This window comes from Streptomyces sp. NBC_00704 (assembly GCF_036226605.1).
Lineage (GTDB): Bacteria > Actinomycetota > Actinomycetes > Streptomycetales > Streptomycetaceae > Streptomyces.
On record NZ_CP109000.1, the window covers coordinates 1,391,293 to 1,410,428 of the forward strand.

Genomic DNA, 19,136 nt, shown 5'->3' on the forward strand with positions numbered 1-19,136 from the left:
CGATTCCTCAGCGAACCCATATACGGTACGGGGCACACGCAGGCGGTCGGCTCACAAGACGCACGCGTCCCAGTCGACGTACGAGACGCATGAGGAGAGAACCCGGTGGTCACCCAGGAACAGCGGAAGCGTCAGCTCGCCCGGGAGAAGTTCTTGCGGCAGCAGCAGCGACGCACGAGCGCCCGACGCAAGGCGCGCATGCGCAACACGGTGATCGCGTCGGTGCTCGGCGTGGTCGTCATCGGCAGTGTGGCGCTGTACACGACGGGTGTCCTCAAGAACGACGACGACAAGAAGGCGGACGCGAGTTCGCAGACGACGCCGTCGGCCGCCCCGAGCGCGGCGAAGGACCCGTGCGAGAAGCCGGCCGCCGGGTCGGTCAAGACGCAGTCGTGGAAGAAGGAGCCGGCGCTCACGGTCGACAAGTCGGCGAAGTACACGATGACGCTGTCGACGACCTGCGGCGACATCGGCATAGCGCTCAAGGCGAAGGCCGCGCCGCACACGGTGAACTCCTTCGACTTCCTCGCCGGCAAGGGCTTCTTCGACCACACCAAGTGCCACCGTCTGACCACCAACCAGATCTACGTGCTGCAGTGCGGCGACCCGACGGGCAGCGGCAGCGGCGGCCCCGGCTACACCATTCCTGACGAGAACCTGAAGGACGCCGACCTCAAGGCGAACGTCTACCCGGCGGGCACGGTCGCGATGGCCAACACCGGTCAGGCGCACACCGGCGGGAGCCAGTTCTTCCTCGTCTACCAGGACAGCCAGCTGCCGCCGAGCTACACGCCGTTCGGGACGCTGTCGGCCGACGGCATGAAGGTTCTGAAGAAGATCGCCGCCGCGGGCGAGAACACCGGCGCGGGTGACGGCGCCCCCAACGCGACGGTAGTGATCAACAAGGCGACGGTCACGAAGTCCTGACGACAGCCGATGACGAGTCGGCGACAAGGGGCGGTCAACTGCGCAATTTCGGTCGCGCTGGATGCGGACAGGCGGCCCGCCGGTCGCCTATGTTGGCCGTGACGAAACTGTGGACGATGCCCGGGGGCGCCGAAGCCCCTCGGCGGCATCATGTGGAGGAGGCGCTGTGAGCAGCGACCCGTGGGGCCGCGTCGACGAGACGGGCACCGTGTACGTGCGTACGGCCGACGGCGAGCAGGTGGTCGGTTCCTGGCAGGCGGGCTCCCCCGAGGAAGCCCTGGCCTACTTCGAGCGCAAGTACGAGGGCCTGGTTGTCGAGATCGGCCTCCTCGAGAAGCGAGTGCAGACCACCGACCTGTCGACCAAGGACGCCCAGGTCGCGATCGACCACATCCGCGAGCAGGTCGACGCGCATCACGCGGTGGGCGATCTTCAGGCGCTGCGGGAGCGGCTCGACAAGCTGGTGGCGACCGTCGAGTCGCGGCGCGAGGAGCGCAAGCAGCAGCGGGCCAAGCAGTCCGACGAGGCTCGCAAGGCCAAGGAGGACCTGGTCACCGAGGCGGAGCAGCTGGCGCAGTCCGACCAGTGGCGGGCCGCGGGTGAACGCCTGCGGGCGCTGGTGGACATCTGGAAGGGCCTGCCCCGCCTCGACCGCAAGTCGGACGACGAGCTGTGGCACCGGTTCTCCCACGCGCGCTCGGCGTTCTCCAAGCGCCGCAAGGCTCACTTCGCGCAGCTGGACGCGCAGCGCGAGGACGCCCGGCGCGTCAAGGAGCGGCTGGTCTCCGAGGCCGAGGCGCTGTCCGGTTCGACGGACTGGGGTCCGACGGCCGCGCGCTACCGCGAGCTGATGGCGGAGTGGAAGGCGGCGGGCCGCGCCCAGCGCGAGCACGAGGACGACCTGTGGAACCGCTTCCGCGGCGCCCAGGACGTCTTCTTCGCCGCCCGCAGCTCGGTGTTCGCCGAGCGCGACGCGGAGCAGACGGAGAACCTGAAGCTCAAGGAGGAGCTGGCCGAGGAGGCCGAGAAGCTGCTCCCGATCGGCGACCTGAAGGCGGCGCGGGCCGCGTTCCGTTCGATCAACGAGCGCTGGGAGGCCATCGGCCACGTCCCGCGGGACGCCCGGCCGAAGGTCGAGGGCCGGATGCACGCCGTGGAGCGGGCGATCCAGGAGTCCGAGGAGGCCGAGTGGCGCCGGACGAACCCGGAGGCACGCGCGCGTGCCGCGGGTCTGACCGGTCAGCTCCAGGGCGCCGTGGACAAGCTGAAGGGCCAGATCGAGCAGGCGCGCGCGCAGGGCAACTCCGCGCGGGCCGACAAGCTGGAGCGCGAGCTCGAAGGCCGTCAGGCGCTACTGGACCAGGCGCTGAAGGGTCTGCAGGAGTTCGGCGGCTGACCGCCCGGCCGGCCGGATGACGAAGGGGCCCCCGTACCTCGGCGGTTTCTAGGGGTCGTTGCAACACGTGGTCGTGTTGATCAGGCCTTGAGCAGTTTATGCAGGCGCTCGGCTGGGGTTTCCCAGCCGAGCGTTTTGCGTGGTCGGCCGTTCAGCTCGGCAGCAACGGTGTCGAGGTGTTCGCGGGTGTGGCTCGACAGGTCGGTGCCTTTGGGGAAGTACTGCCGCAGCAGGCCATTGGTGTTCTCGTTCGAGCCGCGCTGCCAGGGGCTGGCCGGGTCGCAGAAGTAGACCGGAACGTCGGTGGCCAGAGTGAAGGCGCCGTGGGCAGCCATCTCGCTGCCCTGGTCCCAGGTCAGTGAGCGGATCAGGTGGGAGGGCAGGGTCTGGGCAGTGGTGACCAGGGCGTCGCGGACGTGTTCCGCGCTGCGGCCGTCGGGCAGGTGCAGGAGCATCACGTAGCGTGTGGCGCGCTCGACCAGGGTGCCGATGGCGGACGCGTTGTCCTTGCCGATGATCAGGTCGCCCTCCCAGTGGCCCGGCACGGCCCGGTCGTCGGCTTCGGCGGGGCACTCGCTGATCATGACCATGGGGGTGGCGAACCGCGGCTGTCGGGAGGCGGCCTGGCGGTGCGGCTTGCGGCGGATGCGTCCGGTGCGCAGAACGCGGGCCAGCTCGCGGCGCAGTTCACCGCGGCCCTGGACGTAGAGGGCCTGGTAGACCGTTTCGTGGACCACTTGCATCTCCGGCCGCTCAGGGAACCGTATCCGCAGAGCATGGCAGATCTGCTCCGGGCTCCACCGAAGGTCCAGGCGGTCCTGGATGAAGTTCCGAAGCTCAGGCGTCCGGCCGATCTTGCCGGGCTTGGGCCTTGGCCGGCGGGAATCGGCGCGTGCCTGGGCGGCGAAGGGCCGGTACTGGCCGTTTTCGGGGTGCCGGTTGCGGCGTATCTCCCGGCTGATGGTCGACGGGCTGCGGCCCAGTCCGGCGGCGATCGCACGGACCGACGCCTTCTCACGCAGCCGGTCGGCGATGTAGATCCGGTCGGCCTCGCGCAGGTACCGGGACGGACCAGAAGGCGGCACCACCGCATTCGCCGGTGGTGCCGCCTTACTCCTGCCCGACGGATTGCGGCCGTTACGCCATCGCTTTCCCGTCCGGATGTTGATTCCGACGCGTCGGCATGCCTCCCGGCTGCTCAGCCCCTGGTCCATGAGCCGGAAGTATTCCTCCCGCTCACGGACCAGTTGACTGCGGCCCTGAGCCGTCCGGATCTTGCGGATCTCGAAGTCCATCGCACCCCTTGAACTGGGGTGTTGCGACGACCACTAGAACCCAAGCTCGTGTACGGGGGCCTCTCGCGTGCTCGGCTACGGCCGGCGGGCCGATGTCACCCGGTACACGTCGTAGACGCCCTCGACGCCGCGTACGGCCTTCAGGACGTGCCCCAGGTGCTTGGGGTCGCCCATCTCGAAGGTGAAGCGGGAGGTGGCCACCCGGTCGCGGGACGTCTGGACGGCCGCGGACAGGATGTTGACGTGCTGGTCGGAGAGCACCCGGGTGACGTCGGACAGCAGCCGGGAGCGGTCCAGGGCCTCGACCTGTATGGCGACGAGGAAGACCGAGGACTGCGTGGGTGCCCACTCGACCTCGAGGATGCGCTCGGGCTCCCGGGACAGTGAATCCACGTTGACGCAGTCGCTGCGGTGGACCGAGACGCCGCTGCCGCGCGTGACGAAGCCGATGATCGGGTCGCCGGGGACGGGGGTGCAGCAGCGGGCCAGCTTGACCCACACGTCGTCGACGCCCTTGACGACGACGCCCGGGTCCTGGTTGCTGCGCCGCTTGCGGCCGCGGGCGCGGGACGGCGGGACCGCGTCGTCCATCTCCTCGGAGGCCGCCTCCTCGCCGCCGAGCGCCTGGACGAGCTTCTGCACGACGTTCTGCGCGGCCACATGGCCCTCGCCGATCGCCGCGTACAGCGAGGAGATGTCCGGGTAGCGCATCTCGTGGGCGAGGGTGACGAGGGAGTCGCCGGTGAGGATGCGCTGGATCGGCAGGTTCTGCTTGCGCATGGCGCGCGCGATGGCGTCCTTGCCCTGCTCGATCGCCTCGTCGCGGCGTTCCTTGGAGAACCAGGCCCGGATCTTGTTGCGGGCGCGCGGCGACTTGACGAAGTTCAGCCAGTCCCGGGACGGCCCGGCTCCGGCGGCCTTGGAGGTGAAGACCTCCACCAGGTCGCCGTTGTCCAGGGTCGACTCCAGCGGCACCAGGCGCCCGTTGACCCGGGCTCCTATCGTGCGGTGGCCGACCTCGGTGTGGACGGCGTAGGAGAAGTCCACCGGTGTGGCGCCGGCCGGCAGCGCGATGACGTCGCCCTTGGGGGTGAAGACGAAGACCTCGTTGCGCGACAGGTCGAAGCGCAGGGACTCCAGGAACTCGCCGGGGTCCTCGGTCTCCTTCTGCCAGTCCAGGAGCTGGCGCAGCCACGCCATGTCGTTGAGGTGGTCGTCCTTGCCGGTGGTCCGCGGCTGGTCGGAGCGCACCTTGGATGCGCCGGCGACGGCCTCCTGCTTGTACTTCCAGTGGGCGGCGATGCCGTACTCGGCGCGGCGGTGCATGTCGAACGTGCGGATCTGGAGTTCGACGGGCTTGCCGTTGGGGCCGATGACCGTCGTGTGCAGCGACTGGTACATGTTGAACTTGGGCATCGCGATGTAGTCCTTGAACCGGCCGGGGACCGGGTTCCATCGCGCGTGCACGGTGCCGAGGGCCGCGTAGCAGTCGCGGACGGTGTCCACGAGGACGCGGATGCCCACCAGGTCGTAGATCTCCGCGAAGTCACGGCCGCGGACGATCATCTTCTGGTAGACGCTGTAGTAGTGCTTCGGGCGGCCGGTGACGGTCGCCTTGATGCGGGCGGCGCGCAGGTCGGCCTGGACCTCGTCGGTCACTATGGCCAGGTACTCGTCACGCTTGGGCGCTCTCTCGGCCACCAGCCGTACGATCTCGTCGTACATCTTGGGGTAGAGGATCGCGAAGGCGAGGTCCTCCAGTTCCCACTTGATGGTGTTCATGCCGAGGCGGTGGGCGAGCGGCGCGTAGATCTCCAGCGTCTCGCGCGCCTTCTTCTCCTGCTTCTCGCGCTTGAGGTAGCGCATGGTGCGCATGTTGTGCAGCCGGTCGGCGAGCTTGATGACCAGGACGCGCGGGTCCTTGGCCATGGCGACGACCATCTTGCGCACCGTCTCGGCCTGCGCGGCCTCGCCGAACTTGACCTTGTCGAGCTTGGTGACGCCGTCGACCAGCAGGGCCACCTGGTCGCCGAAGTCGCGGCGCAGGTCCTCCAGGCCGTACTCGGTGTCCTCGACGGTGTCGTGCAGCAGGCCCGCCATGAGCGTCGCCGGGTCCATGCCCAGCTCGGCGAGGATCGTCGTCACCGCGAGCGGGTGCGTGATGTACGGGTCGCCGCTCTTGCGCTTCTGACCGCGGTGCCAGCGCTCGGCGACCTGGTAGGACTTCTCGATCTGGCGCAGCGTCGCCGTCTCGATCTTGGGGTCGTTGCTGCGCACTATCCGCAGCAGGGGCTCCAGGACCGGGTTGTACGGGTTCTGGCGCTGGACGCCGAGCCGGGCGAGCCGGGCGCGGACGCGGTTGGAGGAGCCGGAGCGGGCGGACGGCTGCGCGGCGGCGGCCGGGCGGGGGGCCGGTGCGGCCGAGGAGGGCTCGGGCGGGGCCGGCTTGGGGCGCGGTTGCTCGTCCGGCTTGTCGACGGGCGCCGTGCGGTCGTGCTCGACCGGCCCCCGGCCGTCGTCCTGCGCGTGCGACGGGTGCGGCGCGGGCGCGGCCGCGGGGCCCGAGGCGGACTCGGGCTTGGCGGCGGTCAGGTGCTGGGCCTCGTCTGGCAAGAGGACTCCTCGTGCGCGATCCGGGTCCCCGGTCAGGCTCCGGAGCACCCATCGTAGCCATCCCGGGCCGCGGGATCGCCTCCAGGCCGATGAGAGGCCCGTCCGCCCGGAGAACGCAAGGGGCGGGCGCCGGAATTCCTCCGGCGCCCGCCCGCTCGCGTACGGCCCTGGTCAGATGGTCAGCAGGGACTCCAGGGGCGCTCCGCCGAGGGCCGCCTCCAGCCGGGGCCGGCCCGCGAGGAAGCCCAGTTCCATCAGGACGGCGACGCCCGCGACATCGGCGCCCGCCCGGTGGATGAGCTGGATCGACGCCTCGGCGGTGCCGCCGGTGGCCAGGACGTCGTCGACGATGAGGACGCGGTCGCCGGCGCTCAGGTCCTCCGCGTGCACCTCGATCTCGGCCGAGCCGTACTCCAGGTCGTAGGCCTGGGCGAGGGTCGCTCCGGGGAGCTTGCCCGCCTTGCGCACGGGGATGAAGCCGAGGCCCGCGCGGACGGCGACCGGGGCGCCCAGGATGAAGCCCCGGGCCTCCAGGCCGACGATCTTGGTGGCGCCGGTGCGGACGGCGATCTCCGCGAAGGCGTCGGTGAGCGCGCTGAACGCCGCCGGGTCCGCCAGGAGCGGGGTGATGTCCTTGAACATCACGCCCGGCTCCGGGTGGTCGGCCACGTCACGGATGCGGCTGAGCAGCAGCGTCGTGAGGTCGGTGGTCTCGGTCACCGGCGCTTCCCCGACGGACGGCCGCGGCCGCGGCCGCGGGGCGAGGTCTGGTTGCGCGGCCCGACGACCGCGGGAGCGGCGTCCTCCGACTCGTCGTCGTAGTCGTCGGCGCCGGGCGCCTCGGTCCGCTGCGGCTCGTCGCCGGCCTGGGCGCGCTTGGCCAGCACCCGCTTCCTCAGCGCCTTGATCTGCGGCTCGCGTTCCTTGAGGTCGGCGACGAGCGGCGTGGCGATGAAGATCGAGGAGTAGGCGCCGGCGGCGAGGCCCACGAACAGCGACAGCGAGATGTCGTTGAGCGTGCCCGCACCGAGGAAGCCGCCGCCGATGAAGAGCAGGCCCGCCACCGGCAGCAGCGCGACGACCGTGGTGTTGATGGAGCGGACCAGGGTGCCGTTGATCGACCGGTTGGCGACCTCGCTGTAGGTGAAGCGGGTCTGCTTGGTGAGGTCCTTCGTCTGCTCCTTGAGGGAGTCGAAGACGACCACCGTGTCGTAGAGCGAGTAACCGAGGATGGTCAGCAGACCGATCACCGTGCCGGGCGTGACCTCGAAGCCGACGAGGGCGTAGATGCCGACGGTGATGGTGATGTCGTGGATCAGGGCGACGAGCGCCGCGATGGCCATGCGCCACTCGAAGGCGATCGCCAGGTAGATCACGACCAGCACCATGAAGATCGCCAGGCCCTGCCAGGCCTTGTTGGCGATCTGGTCGCCCCAGCTGGGGCCGACCAGCTCGGCGGTGATCGTGTCCCGGTCGACCTGGAGGTCCTTGGCCAGGTCGGCCTTGATCTCGTTGGACTGCTGGATGTCCATGCCGGCGATCTGGATGCGCAGCGTGCCGTTGCCGAGCTTCTGCACGACCGCGTCGTGGCCGGAGGCGTCCTTGGCGAACTCCTCGGCCTGCGAGACGGAGACGCTGGTCTCCTGCGTGGTGAAGACGGCGCCGCCCTGGAAGTCGATGCCCATGTTCAGGCCGCGCACCGCCAGGCCGAGGATGGCCGTGATGGTGATCAGGATGGAGATGCCGTACCAGAGCTTGCGGTGGCCGATGAAGTCATAGCTGACCTCGCCACGGTGCAGTCGGGCGCCGAGATTGCCGAGTTTCGACATCGCTCAGGCCTCCTTCGTCTCGACGGGGCCGGCGCCGGGACCGGAGGGGCGGCGGGTGCGGCGGATCGGCGGTTTGGCGCCCAGGCCCTTCGGGTCGAGGCCGGACCACTTGTGGCCGCTCGCGAAGAACTTCCGCCTGGCGATGAGCGTCATGAGCGGCTTGGTGAAGAAGAAGACCACGACGACGTCGAGGACGGTGGTCAGACCCAGCGTGAACGCGAAGCCCTGGACCTTGCCGACCGTGACGACGAACAGCACGGCGGCGGCGAGGAACGACACGAAGTCGGAGACCAGGATGGTGCGCCGGGCGCGCGGCCAGGCGCGCTCGACGGCCGGGCGCAGGGTGCGGCCTTCGCGGATCTCGTCCCGGACCCGTTCGAAGTACACGATGAACGAGTCCGCCGTGATGCCGATGGCGACGATGGCGCCGCAGACCGCCGGCAGGTTCAGCGCGAAGCCGATGGCCGGGCCGAGCAGCGCCATGAGCACGTAGGTGAGGGCGGCGGAGACCAGCAGCGAGGCCATCGCGATGAGCGACAGACCCCGGTAGTAGACCACCAGGTACAGGACGACCAGGGCGAGGCCGATGGCGCCCGCGACGAGACCGGCGTGCAGCTGGTCGCCGCCGAGGGCCGCCGTCACGGTGGTGACGCTCTGCGTCTGGAAGGACAGCGGCAGGGCGCCGTACGACAGCATGTTGGCGAGGCTCTGGGCCTCCTCCTGCTTGAAGCTGCCGGAGATCTGGGCCTGGCCGCCGGTGATCGCGTTCTGCACGTACGGGCTGGAGACGACGTCGCCGTCGAGCACGATGGCGAACTCGTTCTGCGGCTGCTGGTTCTGCGCGAGCTGGCCCGTGATCGTGGCGAACTTCTTGGAGCCCTTGCCGGTGAAGTTCATGTTGACCTGCCAGCCGGCCGCACCCTGCGTGTCGAAGACGGCCTGGGCCTTCTTGACGTCGGTGCCGTCGACGGCCGCCGGGCCGAGGAGGTACTTGTACCAGACCTTGTCGACCTCACCGCAGGCCACGGTCGCAACGTCGGGCTTGATGCCCTCGCCGGCCTTGGTGCGGACCTCCTCCTTGGAGCAGTCCAGGGTCGCGAACTTGGCCTGGAGCGCGGCGTCCGGGCCGGTGGAGGCGCCGCCGGACGGCTTGGCGGACGGGCTCGGGGAGGAGCTCGCCTTGGCGCTCGCGGAAGCCGAGGGGGTGCCGTCGGCCTTCAGGCCGTCGGTGACGGCACGGCCCTGCGAGGTGGCCGAGGCCGACGGGGAGGTCGAGGAGGTCGCCTTCTCACCGGTGGCGGAGGCGCTCGCCGAAGGGCTCGCGGACGTGCTCGGCGAGGCGCTCGCGCCGCCGCTCGCGGAGGTGCTCGGCGAGGGGGTGGGGGCGGCGGGACCCGTGGCCTCCTGGGCCAGGACCGGGCGGAAGTACAGCTTGGCGGTGGTGCCCACCTGCTGCTGGGCTTCCTCGGAGTTGGTGCCCTTGGGGATGTTGACGATGATGTTGCGGTTTCCCTGGGTCTGCACCTCCGCCTCGGAGACGCCCAGCCCGTTGACACGGCGGTTCATGATGTCGACCGCGGTGTCCATGTTGGCCTTGTTGATCGCGGATCCCTGTTCGGCCTTCGCCTCCAGCGTGATGCTGGTACCGCCGGCAAGGTCGATGCCGAGACGCGGAGTGGTGTGACCGGAGGCGAACATGCCTCCGGTGAGCCCCACGATGGCGATCAGGATCAGGGCCAGCGAGCGCCATGGTTTGTTCTGGGCACTCGCGCTCCGGCCCTTCTTAGGTGCTGCCACCTTCTCGTACTCCCTCTCGGGCCGCCTCGCGCCGGGTCAGCGCGGCGGCGGCCATGACATGGTGTCGGGATCCCCTGGCGAGATGCGCGCGCCCGGCACGTACGGGTGTGACCCGTGAGCGCCGGGGACGTGGCTACTTCTGCGCGTCGGAGTCGCCGTCGGTCTTCTTCGGCTGTTCGCCCGCATCGGCCTGGTCGGCTTCGGCGGCCTTCTCCCGGACGTCGTCGGGTCCGTCCTTCTTGCCGAGGTCGACAACCTTCTCGTCGGAGGCGGCGGCAGCTTCGTCGGCGGAGTCGTCGGTGTCGGCGGACTCGGTGAGGGAGGAGGCGTCGTCGGGGACGATGTCGGTGTCGGACTTCAGGTCGTGCTCGACGCCGTGGACGATGCGGTTGTACTCGTCGTCGGTCAGGACGGCGCCGATCGCGTTCTTCGCGAAGAGCAGCTCCACGCCCGGCCCCGCATCGAGGAGGAGGGTGTCGTCATTGACCTCCTTGACCGTCGCGTACATGCCCCCGATGGTGCGGACGCCACTGCCGGGCTGCAGGTCGTTGCGCATGGCGGCCGCTTGCTGCTGCTTCTTCTTGGCCGACCGGGTCATCAGGAACATGGCCCCGATGAGCACGATGAACGGGAGGAGGGTCACAGGACTCACGGGTCGGAACTTCCTTCAAACGACCGCGACGCTTGAGCGGCCTGATGGATGGGGGTTGTGTGCTGCCGACAGGGGCGGCATCGGCGGAGTCTAAGCGAGTCCGCGCGCAGGGAACAACGCTCAGCATGGCACCTGGGTTCCTTACCCGGCCAAAGCCCCGGCCTCGGCCCCCTTCCGTCAGGTGCCGAACAGGTCCGGTTGTCCGCCGCCCAGGGCCTGGGGCCGCGTCGGCGTGAGACCGAGATGCGTCCACGCTGCCGGGGTGGCGACCCTTCCGCGCGGGGTGCGGGCGAGGAGACCCTCCCTGACGAGGAACGGCTCGGCGACCTCCTCGACGGTCTCGCGCTCCTCCCCCACCGCGACGGCGAGGGTGGACAGGCCGACCGGACCGCCGCCGAACAGCTTCAGCAGGGCCTCCAGGACCGCGCGGTCCAGGCGGTCGAGGCCGCGCTCGTCCACCTCGTAGACCTTGAGGGCCGCCGCGGCGATCTCACGGGTGACCTTTCCGTCGGCCTTGACCTGCGCGTAGTCGCGCACGCGGCGCAGCAGACGGTTGGCGATCCGCGGGGTGCCGCGGGAGCGGCCGGCGATCTCGGCGGCGCCGGCGGGGTCGATCTCCACGTCGAGGAGGTCGGCCGAGCGGTGGATCACGCGCTGGAGTTCGCCGGGCTCGTAGAACTCCATGTGGGCGGTGAAGCCGAACCGGTCGCGCAGCGGGGGCGGCAGCAGGCCCGCGCGCGTGGTGGCGCCGACCAGCGTGAAGGGGGGCAGTTCGAGGGGGATGGCGGTGGCGCCGGGCCCCTTGCCGACGATGACGTCGACGCGGAAGTCCTCCATCGCCATGTAGAGCATCTCCTCGGCGGGCCGGGACATGCGGTGGATCTCGTCGAGGAAGAGGACCTCGCCCTCCTGGAGGGAGGACAGGATCGCCGCGAGGTCGCCCGCGTGCTGGATGGCGGGACCGCTGGTGATGCGGATCGGGGCGCCCATCTCGGCGGCGATGATCATCGAGAGGGTGGTCTTGCCCAGGCCGGGCGCTCCGGAGAGCAGCACGTGGTCGGCGGTCGCTCCGCGCGCGCGTGCGGCGCGCAGCACGAGGTCGAGCTGTTCGCGGACCTTCTCCTGGCCGATGAACTCGCCCAGGTCCTTGGGGCGCAGGGCGGCCTCGACCGCCTGGTCCTCCCCGTCGGCGACAGAGCCCACCAGTCGGTCCGCGGCGGGGTCGGCGAGCCGCTCGGGGGCGGTCTCGTCGCTCGTGTCGTCCCAGTTCACTGACGTTCTCCTAGCGGGCGCGGTTCAGGGTCTGCAGTGCGGCCTTGAGCAGCGCGCCCACCTGGGGCGCCCCGTCGGCGGCCTCGGCCTGCGGGGTCACGGCGACGACGGCCTCGTCGGCCTCGCGGGTCGCGTAGCCGAGGCCGATCAGGGCGGCGTGCAGCTGGTCGCGCCAGCCGCTGGTGACGGGTGCGCCGACCACGGGGGCGCCGACCGGTTCGCCCAGCCTGTCCTTGAGTTCGAGCAGCAGCTTCTGGGCGCCCTTCTTGCCGATGCCGGGGACCGCGATCAGCGCCTTCTCGTCGCCGGTGGCCACGGCCCGGCGCAGCGCGTCGGGGGCGTGCACGGCCAGCATGGCCTGGGCCAGCCGGGGGCCGACGCCGCTCGCGGTCTGCAGCAGCTGGAAGACCTGGCGTTCGTCGTCGTCCACGAAGCCGTACAGGGTCAGCGAGTCCTCCCGTACGACGAGGGAGGTGGCGAGCTTGGCCGGGCGGCCGAGGCGGAGCGTGGACAGCGTGTTCGGGGTGCACTGCACGGCCATGCCCACGCCGCCCACCTCGACCACCGCGGAGTCGGGGGCGAGCGCGGCGACGGTGCCGCTGACGAAGGCGATCATGCCGTACGGCCTTTCGATGTGATCGGGGACCGGGCCGCGTGCAGGGCGACGGCCTGCTGGAGTCGGTTCTGCGCGGGGGCGCGCCAGATGTGGCAGATGGCGAGCGCGAGGGCGTCGGCGGCGTCGGCCGGCTTGGGGGGCGCGTCGAGCCGGAGCAGGCGGGTGACCATCGCGCCGACCTGGGCCTTGTCGGCGCGTCCGCTGCCGGTGACGGCGGCCTTGACCTCGCTGGGGGTGTGCAGGGCGACGGGGATTCCGCGGCGGGCGGCGCACAGCATCGCGACGGCGCTGGCCTGGGCGGTGCCCATGACGGTGCGCACGTTGTGCTGGCTGAACACCCGCTCCACGGCGACGTATTCGGGCCGGTACTCGTCGAGCCAGCGCTCGATGCCCTGCTCCACGGCGACCAGCCGCTGCCCCAACTCGGCGTCGGCGGGCGTGCGGACGACGCCCACGCCGATCATGGTGAGCGGCCGGCCGGCCACTCCTTCGACCACCCCGACACCGCACCGCGTGAGACCGGGGTCCACCCCGAGTACGCGCACCGTGCCCCCTCCCTCTCGATCTCCCCCAGCGAAGCCGGGGCTACCCCCGGTTCGTGCAGGCTATCTGCTGCCACCGACAACGGCGGCGGGCCGGTGGGGTGTGTCCCACCAGCCCGCCGGAGCCGCTCAGTGCGCGACGGCGTTACGCGTCGACCTTCTCCATGACCTCGTCGCTGACGTCGAAGTTGGCGAAGACGTTCTGCACGTCGTCGCTGTCCTCCAGCGCGTCGATCAGCCTGAAGATCTTCCGCGCGCCGTCCTCGTCCAGCTCGACCTGCATGGTCGGGACGAAGTTGGCGTCGGCGGAGTCGTAGTCGATGCCGGCGTCCTGGAGGGCCGTGCGGACGGCGACCAGGTCGGTGGCCTCGCTGAGCACCTCGAAGGAGTCGCCGAGGTCGTTGACCTCCTCGGCGCCCGCGTCGAGCACCGCGCCCAGCACGTCGTCCTCGCTCAGCTCGCCCTTGGGGACGATGACGACGCCCTTGCGGTGGAAGAGGTAGGAGACGGAGCCCGGGTCGGCCATGGAGCCGCCGTTGCGGGTCATGGCGACGCGCACGTCGGAGGCGGCGCGGTTGCGGTTGTCCGTGAGGCACTCGATGAGGACGGCCACGCCGTTGGGGCCGTAGCCCTCGTACATGATCGTCTCGTAGTCGGCGCCACCGGCTTCGAGACCGCCGCCGCGCTTGATCGCGGAGTCGATGTTCTTGTTCGGAACCGACGACTTCTTGGCCTTCTGCACGGCGTCGTACAGCGTGGGGTTGCCGTCCAGGTCCACGCCGCCCATGCGCGCCGCGACCTCGATGTTCTTGATCAGCTTCGCGAAGAGCTTGCCGCGCTTGGCGTCGATCACGGCCTTCTTGTGCTTCGTCGTAGCCCATTTAGAGTGGCCGGACATCTGCCTGTCTCCTTCGCGTAACCCGTCTCGTCCGAACCCCCTGGCGTCGAGAGCCTGGGGGACCCCCGAATCCTACAAGGAGTCGGCCGCCCGCTTCGCGCGCACCATGTCGACGAACAGGGCGTGCACGCGGTGGTCGCCCGTCAGTTCCGGGTGGAACGACGTGGCGAGCGCGTTCCCCTGACGGACCGCGACGATGTGGCCGTCGTGCTCGGCGAGCACCTCGGCGGCGGCGCCGACGGATTCCACCCAGGGGGCGCGGATGAACACGCCGTCGACGGGTGCGCCGGCGACGCCCTTGACGTCCACCGCCGCCTCGAAGGACTCGTTCTGCCGTCCGAAGGCGTTGCGCCGCACGATCATGTCGATGCCGCCGACCGTCTCCTGGCCCGAGCGCGGGTCGAGGATCTTGTCGGCGAGCAGGATCAGGCCCGCGCAGGTGCCGTAGACCGGCATGCCGTCGCGCACACGCGCGCGGAGCGGGTCCATCACGCCGAAGAGGACGGCCAGTTTGGAGATGGTCGTGGACTCGCCGCCGGGCAGGACGAGGCCGTCGACCTCGGCCAGTTCCTCGGGGCGCCGCACCGGTCTGGCCACGGCGTCGGCCGCGGCCAGGGCGACGAGGTGCTCCCGGACGTCGCCCTGGAGGGCCAGGACGCCCACGACGGGGGTTTCGCTGCTCATGGGCTCGTTACCAGCCGCGGTTGGCGTAGCGCTCGGCCTCGGGGAGGGTGTCGCAGTTGATGCCGACCATGGCCTCGCCGAGGTTGCGGGAGGCGTCCGCGATGATCTTCGGGTCGTCGTAGAAGGTGGTGGCCTTCACGATGGCGGCGGCGCGCTTGGCCGGGTCGCCGGACTTGAAGATGCCGGAGCCGACGAAGACGCCCTCGGCGCCGAGCTGGCGCATCAGCGCGGCGTCGGCCGGGGTGGCGACACCGCCCGCGGAGAACAGCACGACGGGGAGCTTGCCGAGTTCGGCGACCTCCTTGACCAGCTCGTAGGGGGCGCGCAGGTCCTTGGCGGCGGCGTACAGCTCGTTGTTGTCGAAGCCGCGCAGCCGGGCGATCTCGTTCTTGATCTGGCGCAGGTGGCGGACGGCCTCGACGACGTTGCCGGTGCCGGCCTCGCCCTTGGAGCGGATCATGGCGGCGCCCTCGGCGATGCGGCGCAGGGCCTCGCCCAGGTTGGTGGCGCCGCAGACGAACGGCGTCGTGAACGCGAACTTGTCGCTGTGGTTGACCTCGTCGGCCGGGGTGAGGACCTCGGACTCGTCGATGTAGTCGACGCCGAGCGACTGCAGCACCTGGGCCTCGACGAAGTGGCCGATGCGGGACTTGGCCATGACCGGGATCGAGACGGCCTCGATGATGCCCTCGATCATGTCGGGGTCGGACATCCGGGCCACGCCGCCGTCCTTGCGGATGTCGGCCGGGACCCGCTCGAGGGCCATGACGGCGACGGCGCCCGCGTCCTCGGCGATCTTCGCCTGCTCCGGCGTGACGACGTCCATGATCACGCCGCCCTTGAGCTGCTCGGCCATGCCGCGCTTCACGCGCGCGGTGCCGGTCTCGGGGGTCTGGTTTTCGGAGATCGTGCTGGACACGGGGGGACCTCACTCGTTTAAAAGAGGATTTGTGCAGCACTGAGGAAACGCGAACGGGCCAGGCCACAGCAAGGGCCAATGAACAGCCGGTGGATCCTTTTCGTCAGGCCGCCCGGTCCAGCAGGGCGGCCGGCGCCTCGTCGTCCATCTCGAAGGCCAGCGGGAACGGGGCGTGGCCGGCCAGCCGGAACCAGCGGACCTTGCGGTGTTCGCGCAGCCGGCGGGCGGCGCCCACGGCGTCGTTGTGGAAGCGGCGGGCCATGGGCACCCGGCGGACCGCCTCGGCGAGCTCGCGGGCCGCGGCCTCTCCCCCGGGCGCCACGCGGACGCCCTCCAGCTGCTGGGCGTCCGCGAAGACGGCGCGCAGGGCCTGGCTCAGCTCGCTCTCGGCGACCTCCCGCTGCTCCTCCTCGGCCTGCCGGGCGGCGTGCGCGGCCTCGTACAGGACGATCGACGCAGCGGGGTCGAGGACCTGGGAAGTGGCCAGCTCCTGCGCCACCGAGGCTCGGCGCAGCAGTTGCGCGTCCAGGGCCGCGCGGGCCGCGTCGATGCGCGCGTGCAGCCGGTCCAGCCGTCCCGCGGTCCAGCTCAGGTAGAGGCCGATCGCGAGGAGGACGACCAGGATCCAGATCAGGGTTGCGGTCACGGGCGGCAAGGCTACCGGTGCGCCCCACGCGCGCGTGCCCGGCTCCCGTACGCCTCGCGGGGGACGGGAACCGGCCCCCGGCCCTCACGTTCCCGGGTGCGCGGTCCGCCTGCCCGAGCCCGCCCGGTCCGCGGACGCGGGCACGGCCCCGGACGACGGTGTCGGGTCATCAGTCCCGTGCCAGGCCGAGCCGGGAGCGCAGGCCGGTCGGCCCGCGGTCGTCCTCCGCCGCGACCGCCGCCGCGCCGCCCGTGACGGTCTCGTACACCGAGAGGATGTCGGCGCCGACGGTCGACCAGTCGAATCGCCGTACGTGCGCGCTGCCCCGCTCGCGCAGTTCGGCCCGGCGGGCGGGGTCGCCCAGCAGGCGCACCGCCGCCCCGGCCAGGGCGTCCGCGTCCTCGTTGGCGAACAGCTCGCCCGCCGCGCCCTGGTCGAGCACCTGGGCGAAGGCGTCCAGGTCGGAGGCGAGCACGGGGGCGCCGGCCGACATGGCCTCGACGAGGATGATGCCGAAGCTCTCGCCGCCGGTGTTGGGCGCGACGTAGAGGTCGACGCTGCGCAGGAATCGCGCCTTGTCCTCGTCGCTGACCATGCCGAGGAACTCCACCCGCGCGCGCAGCTCGCGGGGCAGGCCGGCCACCGCCTCCTTCTCGTCGCCGCGGCCGGCGATCAGCAGCCGGGCGTCCGGCCGTTCGGCGAAGATCCGCGGCAGCGCCTTCATCAGCACCGGCAGGCCCTTGCGGGGCTCGTCGATGCGGCCGACGAAGCCGAGGGTCTCGCCCTGCCAGGCGGGGTTGGGCTCGGCCCTGGCGAAGAAGTCGACGTCGACGCCGTTGGGGATGACGACCGCGTCCCCGCCGAGGTGCTCCACCAGGGTGCGCCGGGCGTACTCGCTGACGGCGATCCGCGCGCTGATCTTCTCCAGGGCCGCCTGGAGGATCGAGTAGGCGGCGATCATGGCGCGCGAGCGCGGGTTGGACGTGTGGAAGGTGGCCACGATCGGGCCCGACGCGGCCCAGCAGGTGAGCAGGCCCAGGGACGGCGATGTGGGCTCGTGGATGTGGACGACGTCGAACGCGCCGTCGTGCAGCCAGCGCCGCACGCGCGCGGCGGACAGGAAGCCGAAGTTGAGGCGGGCCACCGAGCCGTTGTAGGGCACCGGCACGGCGCGGCCGGCCGAGACCACGTACGGGGGCAGCGGGGTGTCGTCGTCGGCGGGGGCCAGGACGGACACCTCGTGGCCGAGCCGGATGAAGTACTCGGCGAGGTCGCGGATATGGAACTGGACGCCGCCGGGCACGTCCCACGAGTAGGGGCAGACGATGCCGATCCTCACGCCGGGTCCCCGTCCGAGGGGCGGGGTTCCAGGTCCGCTAGCCACAAGCGCTGGAGCATGTGCCAGTCCTCCGGGTGGTCGGCGATGCCGGTGGCGAAGGCGTCCGCCAGCGCCTGTGTCATGACGGACGTCTTCTCGGCCCGAGTGCCTGACCCGGGCGTCTCGATCGGGGGGTGCACGCGGCCCTGCATGACGGGCGAGTCGTCGTACCAGAGGGTGACGGGGAGCAGGAGCGCGCCGGTCTGCTGGGCGAGCAGGGCGGGACCCGCCGGCATCCGCGTCCGTTCCCCGAAGAAGTCGACCTCGACGCCGGAGGCCGACAGGTCGCGCTCGGCGACCAGGCAGACCAGGCCGCCCTCCCGCAGCCGGCGGGCCAGGGTGCCGAACGCGGCGCCGCCGGTGTGCGGCAGCACCTCCATGCCGAGGCCCTCCCGGTAGGCCACGAAGCGGTCGTACAGCGTCTCCGGCTTCAGGCGCTCGGCGACCGTGGTGAACGGCGTCTTCAGCTCGGTGGTGACCCAGGCGCCGGCCAGGTCCCAGTTCGCCATGTGCGGCAGGGCGAGTACGACGCCCCGGCCGGAGGCGATGCCGTCCGTCAGATGGTGCAGGCCCTCGGGGGCGAAGCCGCCTCGCACGCGCGCGGAGCTCCAGGCCGGCAGCCGGAAGGACTCCATCCAGTACCGCAGGTACGAGCGCATCCCGGCGCGCGAGAGCTCGGCCAGGCGCTCGGGGCTCGCGTCCGGCACCACGCGCGCGTAGTTGCTCTCCAGCCGCCGCACGCCCTTGCCGCGCCGCTTCCACGCGAGGTCGGCGACGGTGCGGCCGAGCCGTACGGCGACGGGCTCGGGAAGCTTCTTGACGGTGCTCCAGCCGAGACCGTACAACGCGTCGGCCAGGCGCTCCCGGGCGCTCACTTCGCGGCCTCGCTCCCCCGGGCCTCGTGGCCCCCGGTCTCCCGGGCCGCGGCCGCCTGGGCCTCTGCCTCTGCCTCGGCCTCCGCGGACTCGCGGCGGACCGTGACGACGCGCTGGATCAGCGTGACCATGCTGCCGACGGCGACGATCCACAGGGCGATCGGCAGCAGCACCTGGATGCCCGGCACGCCGAAGCCGTGCAGGCCGGCGAGGCCGGCCGCGACCAGGGAGATGACCAGGCGCTCCGCCCGCTCCACGAGCCCGTTCACCGCGACGGGCAGGCCGATCGACTCGCCGCGCGCCTTGGTGTACGACACCACCTGGCCGCTGGCCAGGCAGAAGATCGAGACGGCGCACAGGACGTTGTCGTCGCCGTTGCCCGCGTACCAGAGCGCGAAGCCGCCGAAGATCGCGCCGTCGGCGACCCGGTCGAGCGTGGAGTCCAGGAAGGCGCCCCAGCGGCTGGTGCGGCCCAGCTGGCGGGCCATGTTGCCGTCGACGAGGTCGGAGAACACGAAGAGCGTGATCACGATCGTGCCCCAGAAGAACTCCCCCCTGGGATAGAAGACCAGCGCGCCCGCGATCACGCCGGCGGTGCCGAGGAGCGTGACCGTGTCGGGGCTCACGCCCCTGCGGATGAGAAACGCGGCGAACGGTGTGAGGACACGCGTGAAGAATGCACGCGCGTACTTGTTCAGCATGGCCTTCCCGAGGGTTCGGTGTGGCCGCGCGGCCCCTGCTGGCCACCGGCTGGCCCATCGTAGCCACGCGCGTGTGTGTGCGACGGTCGGGCACCC

Annotated in this window: 17 protein-coding genes and 1 pseudogene; 2 read left to right on the forward strand and 16 right to left on the reverse strand. The window is 71.0% G+C overall.

Features of this window, described 5'->3' with window-relative positions; all coding sequences use genetic code 11:
* The first annotated feature begins 105 nt into the window (after positions 1 to 105).
* Complete coding sequence (locus OG802_RS06125; protein ID WP_329407927.1) at positions 106 to 927, forward strand: peptidylprolyl isomerase; 822 nt, start codon at positions 106 to 108, stop codon at positions 925 to 927.
* A 166-nt stretch (positions 928 to 1,093) separates the two neighbouring features.
* Positions 1,094 to 2,323, forward strand: coding sequence for a DUF349 domain-containing protein (locus OG802_RS06130; protein WP_329407929.1), 1,230 nt, complete (start codon positions 1,094 to 1,096; stop codon positions 2,321 to 2,323).
* Positions 2,324 to 2,403: 80 nt separating this feature from the next.
* On the opposite strand, the gene OG802_RS06135 is transcribed toward OG802_RS06130, so the two are convergent.
* The 16 genes and pseudogenes from OG802_RS06135 to pgsA form a co-directional block, all read right to left on the reverse strand.
* The gene (locus OG802_RS06135; protein ID WP_443055187.1) at positions 2,404 to 3,618 is read right to left on the reverse strand and encodes an IS30 family transposase; all 1,215 of its coding nucleotides are present in this window, start codon (positions 3,616 to 3,618) and stop codon (positions 2,404 to 2,406) included.
* Between the two features lie 75 nt (positions 3,619 to 3,693).
* The gene (locus OG802_RS06140; protein ID WP_329407931.1) at positions 3,694 to 6,231 is read right to left on the reverse strand and encodes a RelA/SpoT family protein; all 2,538 of its coding nucleotides are present in this window, start codon (positions 6,229 to 6,231) and stop codon (positions 3,694 to 3,696) included.
* A gap of 171 nt (positions 6,232 to 6,402) precedes the next feature.
* Positions 6,403 to 6,951 (reverse strand): adenine phosphoribosyltransferase, encoded by a 549-nt coding sequence (locus OG802_RS06145; protein ID WP_329407933.1) that lies wholly within the window; start codon positions 6,949 to 6,951, stop codon positions 6,403 to 6,405.
* Positions 6,948 to 8,060 (reverse strand): protein translocase subunit SecF, encoded by a 1,113-nt coding sequence (secF, locus tag OG802_RS06150; RefSeq protein WP_329407935.1) that lies wholly within the window; start codon positions 8,058 to 8,060, stop codon positions 6,948 to 6,950. Before secF ends, OG802_RS06145 begins: the two co-directional genes overlap by 4 nt.
* 3 nt (positions 8,061 to 8,063) lie before the next feature.
* Positions 8,064 to 9,857, reverse strand: a complete 1,794-nt coding sequence (gene secD / locus OG802_RS06155; RefSeq protein WP_329407937.1) for a protein translocase subunit SecD — start codon at positions 9,855 to 9,857, stop codon at positions 8,064 to 8,066.
* 133 nt (positions 9,858 to 9,990) lie between these two features.
* Positions 9,991 to 10,509 (reverse strand): preprotein translocase subunit YajC, encoded by a 519-nt coding sequence (gene yajC, locus OG802_RS06160; RefSeq protein WP_329407939.1) that lies wholly within the window; start codon positions 10,507 to 10,509, stop codon positions 9,991 to 9,993.
* 177 nt (positions 10,510 to 10,686) lie between these two features.
* Positions 10,687 to 11,781 carry a Holliday junction branch migration DNA helicase RuvB gene (ruvB, locus tag OG802_RS06165; RefSeq protein ID WP_329407941.1) on the reverse strand — a complete coding sequence of 365 codons (1,095 nt, stop codon included), beginning with the start codon at positions 11,779 to 11,781 and terminating at the stop codon, positions 10,687 to 10,689.
* A 10-nt stretch (positions 11,782 to 11,791) separates the two neighbouring features.
* Positions 11,792 to 12,397: a Holliday junction branch migration protein RuvA gene (ruvA, locus tag OG802_RS06170; protein WP_329407943.1), complete on the reverse strand. Its 606-nt coding sequence runs from the start codon at positions 12,395 to 12,397 to the stop codon at positions 11,792 to 11,794.
* Positions 12,394 to 12,942: a crossover junction endodeoxyribonuclease RuvC gene (ruvC, locus tag OG802_RS06175; protein WP_329407945.1), complete on the reverse strand. Its 549-nt coding sequence runs from the start codon at positions 12,940 to 12,942 to the stop codon at positions 12,394 to 12,396. Before ruvC ends, ruvA begins: the two co-directional genes overlap by 4 nt.
* 142 nt (positions 12,943 to 13,084) lie before the next feature.
* Entirely contained in the window at positions 13,085 to 13,837 is a 753-nt protein-coding gene (locus tag OG802_RS06180) for a YebC/PmpR family DNA-binding transcriptional regulator (RefSeq protein ID WP_329407947.1), read from the reverse strand.
* 72 nt (positions 13,838 to 13,909) lie between these two features.
* The gene (gene pdxT, locus OG802_RS06185; protein ID WP_329407949.1) at positions 13,910 to 14,521 is read right to left on the reverse strand and encodes a pyridoxal 5'-phosphate synthase glutaminase subunit PdxT; all 612 of its coding nucleotides are present in this window, start codon (positions 14,519 to 14,521) and stop codon (positions 13,910 to 13,912) included.
* A 7-nt stretch (positions 14,522 to 14,528) separates the two neighbouring features.
* Positions 14,529 to 15,440, reverse strand: a complete 912-nt coding sequence (gene pdxS / locus OG802_RS06190; protein ID WP_069771884.1) for a pyridoxal 5'-phosphate synthase lyase subunit PdxS — start codon at positions 15,438 to 15,440, stop codon at positions 14,529 to 14,531.
* 103 nt (positions 15,441 to 15,543) lie between these two features.
* Positions 15,544 to 16,086 carry a hypothetical protein gene (locus OG802_RS06195; protein ID WP_329407951.1) on the reverse strand — a complete coding sequence of 181 codons (543 nt, stop codon included), beginning with the start codon at positions 16,084 to 16,086 and terminating at the stop codon, positions 15,544 to 15,546.
* Between the two features lie 169 nt (positions 16,087 to 16,255).
* Positions 16,256 to 17,425 (reverse strand): glycosyltransferase family 4 protein, encoded by a 1,170-nt coding sequence (locus OG802_RS06200; RefSeq protein WP_329407953.1) that lies wholly within the window; start codon positions 17,423 to 17,425, stop codon positions 16,256 to 16,258.
* The gene (locus tag OG802_RS06205; RefSeq protein WP_329407954.1) at positions 17,422 to 18,339 is read right to left on the reverse strand and encodes a phosphatidylinositol mannoside acyltransferase; all 918 of its coding nucleotides are present in this window, start codon (positions 18,337 to 18,339) and stop codon (positions 17,422 to 17,424) included. The genes OG802_RS06200 and OG802_RS06205 overlap by 4 nt, the downstream gene beginning before the upstream one ends.
* A pseudogene (pgsA, locus tag OG802_RS06210) lies at positions 18,336 to 19,098 on the reverse strand (phosphatidylinositol phosphate synthase). The gene OG802_RS06205 and the pseudogene pgsA overlap by 4 nt, the downstream one beginning before the upstream one ends.
* Positions 19,099 to 19,136: the final 38 nt, after the last annotated feature.

What these genes read in the sequence shown, in the direction of transcription:
- OG802_RS06135 (WP_443055187.1), bottom strand. Translation starts at nt 3,618, where the DNA reads ATGGACTTCGAGATCCGCAAGATCCGGACGGCTCAGGGCCGCAGTCAA.
- secF (WP_329407935.1), bottom strand. Translation starts at nt 8,060, where the DNA reads ATGTCGAAACTCGGCAATCTCGGCGCCCGACTGCACCGTGGCGAGGTC.
- ruvA (WP_329407943.1), bottom strand. Translation starts at nt 12,397, where the DNA reads ATGATCGCCTTCGTCAGCGGCACCGTCGCCGCGCTCGCCCCCGACTCC.
- OG802_RS06180 (WP_329407947.1), bottom strand. Translation starts at nt 13,837, where the DNA reads ATGTCCGGCCACTCTAAATGGGCTACGACGAAGCACAAGAAGGCCGTG.
- pdxT (WP_329407949.1), bottom strand. Translation starts at nt 14,521, where the DNA reads ATGAGCAGCGAAACCCCCGTCGTGGGCGTCCTGGCCCTCCAGGGCGAC.